We start from the raw sequence: 5,547 nt of genomic DNA on the forward strand, positions 1-5,547 counted from the left end.
GCGATATTTCACAACCATAATCAAATGATAATATAACAAAAATACTGAATGTGCATTATTATCCAAATCCATATTATAATCAATCCTTTCTTTTATTCGACTGATTATATTATACCACATCCGGCACCTTAGAACAAGTGTTCTCTCATATTTTTTGCAATTCATCTCGCCACCTAAAGAGGTGGGAAAATTCTTGCTATATCTTGTTAAATGGCCTTAATCGCTCCAGTCCGATCTCTACGACTTTCTCACTCTCTGGATGAAACAGCTGCTTTTTTTCGCCCGGATTGCTGTTCGCATTCTTTTTGCAATTCATTAGAATTCCCTCCTTTTTTGGCTATTTAAATGCAAAGAAAAATGCCCATTCACGAGACCATTTACAGATCTGTGAATGAGCATTGTCATTCAATAACTTATATAGAGTTGTCATTCAATGAATTTTTGCTAAGAAAGTACTGATTTTAACAATACTTAACGCTAACCATACTGGCGAAAACAGCATCGTCGCCATAATTTCTTAGAAGAATTCATTTTCCTGTTTTGGAAATAGGTACTTTTTTGTTGGGAAATTTTCATTATCCGAATCCCTATTTCGTTTGTAATTCCGAGGGTAAAACGGAGTGATTTTTTACCGTTACAAAGACAAATCGGAATGATTTCGCAATTTCTGCTAATCATTCCGATGCCCACCGTCGACAAGGGGATTTGAACCTCCGACCCTTCGCTTAGGAGAGCTCTGTGGTTCTGTCAATCCCCGTCAAGAACTGATATGTTTAGCCCTTTATTATCAAGGACTTTTTTTATTTTCGAATCAAATTCTGGTAATCTGAATACCCTTTCTGTCAAGACCAGATAAGACCTGAAAATTAGCAGATTCTTTGCAGCTGCTAACATCCGGGGAAAGCTCTGTTGTTACTGACAGATATCATCTTCCGGCTACCATCCCCTTACAAGCGGGAATGATAAACAATATTCAATTGACCAGATTTCTATTATTACTATACAACGTTGTTGTTGATTTGTCTATGGTGTTTTGACCACGACAGCCGATTTAAATACGAACATATCCAGTTGCCGGCCCGGCACCATTTTACCAAAATCTCCTTCATTTCATTAATATCTCCATCATTTTGTTGCTAAATGATGGAGATATTTTCTTTATTCACCCCAGGCTACTTTTACTGCTTTTTCAAAATACTTAGCAGAATCACACAAATCAATTACTTGTTTCCAATGACTTTCCAAAGTAGGAATCAGCTGCTGGTATATACGATTATTCTTTTTATGACCTGGTATTCTTATTCCATGGTAATCCTTTTTTCTGGAAATAATATCCTTCCATGGATTTTGGATTTTTTCTATCTCCTCCATAGGATCAAAAGCAGCAACAATCCATGTATCTGTACTGTCACATGGCACCGTAATAATAATATCATTTCTCTCGGTATCTGTTCCAAGCCATTGTAAAACACAATGTGTTATATGGCTGCGATATCCTTCCGGTGTGTTCTCATGATCTTTACACGGAATGTCTACTGGACATGAGCCATCTATTAACGTTTCACATCCTAATGGATGAACTTTCCCCTTATGCTCACATTCCACAGTTGCACACCGACAATGAACCTCTTTTTCTTTCCGAGCCACGTCCCCATCCATTTGAATTACAATCATATCAATCTTAGGAGAAATACCCTTCATAATCTTATCCAGATTCTGTCCTGTAGACTCACACCAGTTCCATACACCTTTCCACCCATTTCCGTACTCGCCTAGCATATTTTGTTCCGGCTGAATTCTCAGATAATCATTTTCTTCTCCGGTTATCTGATCGATCATGCATTTAAGTACAAGATAATCTGTCGGTCCTTCACCTACAATTCCTATCCTCTTTTTCATAACAGTTCCGGAACACCTCCCAGAAGTCCGTTAATCCAAAGTCTGGATAAGGATTGTCCTGTTTCTAAAAGTTCTTGAGAAATCTGGATTCTATTTAATTCAGCGTGCCCATACTTATTTTTATTAATGGCAAACAGTCGTATCCTATCATCCGCCAGATTCAGTCCATCCAGTACAAGGGGGTTATGTGTTGTCATGAAAACCGTCTTGTCGCTCTCAATTATCAGCTGACTGAATACTTCTGTGATTCTTTTTGCCAGTCTAGGATTTAAAGCATGATCAAAACTGTCAATCGCAAACATTCCCGGCACATCCGGATGCATAGCCAGTGTCAGCATAAACAGAACATACAAAGCACCTTCACTGGCATCATATCCGGTAAATACTGCTTTATCCTTTAAAAAACGATCCTGAAATTCGATGACCTGTCGTGTACTCGGAACTCCCGGATTCAGATTCGACTTTTTGGGCCTTGCGATATGAATATCCGATGCCCACTCGATTAATTCAAGAACATCATCCATACTCATTGCTCCAAACATTATCTCATCATCTACAGCCGAGAATAAATCCTCCATTGCATCAGCAAGTCTGCCACCATTCAGTCCGATTGGCGTAACCTGTGTAGGATCTGCCACATTTCCACGCAGAGTAAGAGTATCCGGCTGATAAATTCCGTACCCAGAGATATAGTTTCCCATATCTGTATATTCTTCTCCGTTCAGTTTTTCTGACAGAGCATAATATCCTACCTTATTATTTAATTGTACGCTTGATCGATTACTTCGGCCAAATACATTTTCTCCGTTTTTAGAAACACTTTCCGAATGATATTTCCAGGTATCATCATCTGCAGGTGTAGTAAGATGTACAGAATATTCATACTCGTTTTTATTTCTCTTCCAGCTCATGGCAAAATCAACCGTTGGCATACTTCGTTCAATAGAACGAAACTGCGACTTATATAATGATGAAGTACTAAGCCGAACCCCCTTCCGCTGAAGACTATTATTATTCACACGGTCTGTCATGGCTGCACTCAGCACACCAATAGCTTCCAGAACAGAAGATTTTCCTGAACCATTGGCGCCAATAAAAACATTGATATTCCCAGGGCAGAAAGACACATCATAAAGTGATTTGAAATTTTTAATTTTGATTTCTTTTATATTCATTGAATCCTCCTCTTATCCCAAGTTTCTATAATATCTAATCTGATTTAATTATAATAATGTTTGAAAAATATGTCTATATCTAAACTCTAAAAAACCTTTATTTTACAGCAATTAATTTATTTTAGATTTTATGTTTTTCTCTTTTTTTTGATACCTAAACAAATATTAGATATTATTCTTATTACATTATTTCCCTATTTAAAACAGAATAAACAAATACTTTCATTACTTCATTGTCTTCGCCAATGATGCAAGTAATGCTGCCATTTCCGGATTGGAAAGAACCTTTGCAAGCAGTTCTGCATCCACGCCTTCCGGAACCGCTACCGTGTTTTGTGCTGTATTCGGATGCATCTGCGGATCCAGATTTTTCTTCTCATAAAAAGCCTCTTCAAATAATTCTGCATTTTTCTTCCGGTCATCATCCAGGATGTGGGAATATACATCCGTAACCATGCTGACCTGGGCATGTCCAGAATCTCCCTGGACAGCCTTAATATCTCCACCATTCAGTTTCAGCTTATAGGTAACACTGCTGTGTCTGAGACTGTGGAAAACAACCGGTGGGAGATCATAGTCCTTAATCAACTGATTTAATGGCTTCCGGATCGCGCCATCCCCCAAAGGAAGACCAAACGTACTTGCCATGACCAGGTTATAGTCCATGTATTCATCTCCAAGAACTTCCTTTGTCTCATTCTGTTTTTCTTTCCATTCGATCAGCATCTTTGCGACAGACTTTGGAAGGAAAACCTTTCGGACACTTTTTGTAATATCCGACACTTATCAATCCCTCCTATTCTGTATATCATTCCATTCGTTTGAAAAATATTATACTACCTTGCAAATTCATCATAGCGTTTTATGTATTCAATCATTCCATGAGAAATCTGAACAATTCCAATTACTGTAATATTGGGTTCCCAAATAACAACATGCAACTGATTCTTTCCATCTGAGGATGGTATATATAATTCCTTCATTATACTGCCTCCTTGTTTCTTATCTCTAGAAATATACTTTTAAATTTCCTATGCATTATTTCAAGTACCCTCTATTTCAGCATATCAGATATCCTCCCAACGACAATAGGCAAACACCTTTGCAATGCCCAAGAACAGGTACTCCAACAAAGTAGCTCTAATAAGTAATCTTTTTAATACATGAATTTTCATTGTTACAAATTGATCCACTCCGTTTCTAATTCCGCAAAGCCAATATTTTTGACTATTTCAACAAAATCATATTTCTACCATAGCGAGGTTTTTTCATTTCCATGTTGTATAAGGGGCTCTCTTTTCCCATATAAGTGAGAGGTTCTTTTTCTAAGAGCAAGATCCACCCGGTAATACACTATCACAATTTTTGCTCCATTGTATTTTCACCGGGTTGTAATCTTGATGGGGATTCCGGTCTTCGTTCCACTACGGTCCGCGCTAAACGCAGGTCCACTGGACCTGCAGCGCCCCCATACCCTCGATAAACGACATCTTTGATGTCTATTGGCTTCCACATAAATGTGGGCGCAGCACTGATTACAATCGGAAGGGACAGCCGATTTTTCAGTGGTACCACTACGTGGATGCAGTAAAAACTGCAGAATATACAGAAACAAAGAAATTAATCAAGAAATATGGCACCAGGGATCCCTTTGAGATCATGGATCAGATGAACATTGTTGTCGGGGAAACTTCCAGATATAAGACACTGAAAGGATATTGTTTTATGAGCTGCAAGACGATCTATGTCATGATCAGCAGTTTCCTTTCAGAAGAAGAAAAGATGATCGTTGCCGCCCATGAATTAGGGCATATCATCCTGCATCGTTCCCAGCTGAAAATGGCTCCGATGCAAGATGATACACTCTACAATATGACGGATAATACAGAATACCAGGCCAATCTGTTTGCTGCCGATCTTCTTATTGAAGATGAAGACATTGAAGAGATGGTTCAGAACGAGGACCTGGATTATTTCGAACTCTGCAGCTCTTTGAATGCGACTCCGGAACTCATGAGTTTTAAACTATACAGCCTGACAAAACGAGGTCAGGCTTATCATATGCCGATGGAGATACAGAGTAATATCCTGGCGAAATAATAAAGGAGTGACATGCTCCCACTACTTAAGCCCTAAAGCTTTGAAGTAGGGGCTTCTTACTCAATAGCCCTATAGGGCTAAGTATCAATAAGCTATCCCCGCGTGCCCCGCGGTTCTTTTCTGCCCGGTTACGGGCATATTTCAGGCGCAGTTATGCGCATAAAATTCTTTTTCCTTCTTCTCGGATATTGATCGCTGCATTCACATCCCGATCCATCCGATTCCCGCACCCACATTCATAGATCCGTTCTGACAATGACATTTCTTTCTTGATCTTTCCGCATTTGCTGCAGGTTTTACTGGATGGATAAAACCGATCGACCTTTATCAGCTTCTTTCCTCTATCTTCCAGCTTATATGCAAGCATATCCCG

Annotated in this window: 5 protein-coding genes and 2 pseudogenes; 1 reads left to right on the forward strand and 6 read right to left on the reverse strand. The window is 39.0% G+C overall.

The genetic code is table 11. The annotated features are described in order from the left end of the window. The 5 genes and pseudogenes from ACTNA4_RS15680 to ACTNA4_RS15700 all read right to left on the reverse strand — a co-directional run. A pseudogene (locus tag ACTNA4_RS15680) lies at positions 1-72 on the reverse strand (IS200/IS605 family transposase); the annotation flags it as partial. Between the two features lie 1,086 nt (positions 73-1,158). Then, on the reverse strand, positions 1,159-1,899 hold the full coding sequence (locus ACTNA4_RS15685; RefSeq protein ID WP_427808694.1) for a hypothetical protein: 741 nt from the start codon (positions 1,897-1,899) through the stop codon (positions 1,159-1,161). Next, complete coding sequence (locus ACTNA4_RS15690; protein ID WP_427808693.1) at positions 1,896-3,074, reverse strand: AAA family ATPase; 1,179 nt, start codon at positions 3,072-3,074, stop codon at positions 1,896-1,898. The genes ACTNA4_RS15685 and ACTNA4_RS15690 overlap by 4 nt, the downstream gene beginning before the upstream one ends. Positions 3,075-3,299: 225 nt before the next feature. After that, positions 3,300-3,839, reverse strand: a pseudogene (locus ACTNA4_RS15695) (tyrosine-type recombinase/integrase); the annotation flags it as partial. Between the two features lie 71 nt (positions 3,840-3,910). Beyond that, the gene (locus ACTNA4_RS15700; protein WP_441031055.1) at positions 3,911-4,057 is read right to left on the reverse strand and encodes a hypothetical protein; all 147 of its coding nucleotides are present in this window, start codon (positions 4,055-4,057) and stop codon (positions 3,911-3,913) included. A gap of 595 nt (positions 4,058-4,652) precedes the next feature. Here ACTNA4_RS15700 and ACTNA4_RS15705 point away from each other — a divergent pair. Then, on the forward strand, positions 4,653-5,174 hold the full coding sequence (locus ACTNA4_RS15705) for an ImmA/IrrE family metallo-endopeptidase (RefSeq protein ID WP_441031057.1): 522 nt from the start codon (positions 4,653-4,655) through the stop codon (positions 5,172-5,174). A gap of 151 nt (positions 5,175-5,325) precedes the next feature. Here the strand turns inward: ACTNA4_RS15705 and ACTNA4_RS15710 are convergent. Further along, positions 5,326-5,547: zinc ribbon domain-containing protein (locus tag ACTNA4_RS15710; protein WP_441031060.1), on the reverse strand; the 222-nt coding region annotated here is incomplete at its 5' end.

The sequence above is a fragment of the Bariatricus sp. HCP28S3_A7 genome, from assembly GCF_052066375.1.
Lineage (GTDB): Bacteria > Bacillota > Clostridia > Lachnospirales > Lachnospiraceae > Allocoprococcus.

What these genes read in the sequence shown, in the direction of transcription:
- ACTNA4_RS15690 (WP_427808693.1), bottom strand. Translation starts at nt 3,074, where the DNA reads ATGAATATAAAAGAAATCAAAATTAAAAATTTCAAATCACTTTATGAT.
- ACTNA4_RS15700 (WP_441031055.1), bottom strand. Translation starts at nt 4,057, where the DNA reads ATGAAGGAATTATATATACCATCCTCAGATGGAAAGAATCAGTTGCAT.
- ACTNA4_RS15685 (WP_427808694.1), bottom strand. Translation starts at nt 1,899, where the DNA reads ATGAAAAAGAGGATAGGAATTGTAGGTGAAGGACCGACAGATTATCTT.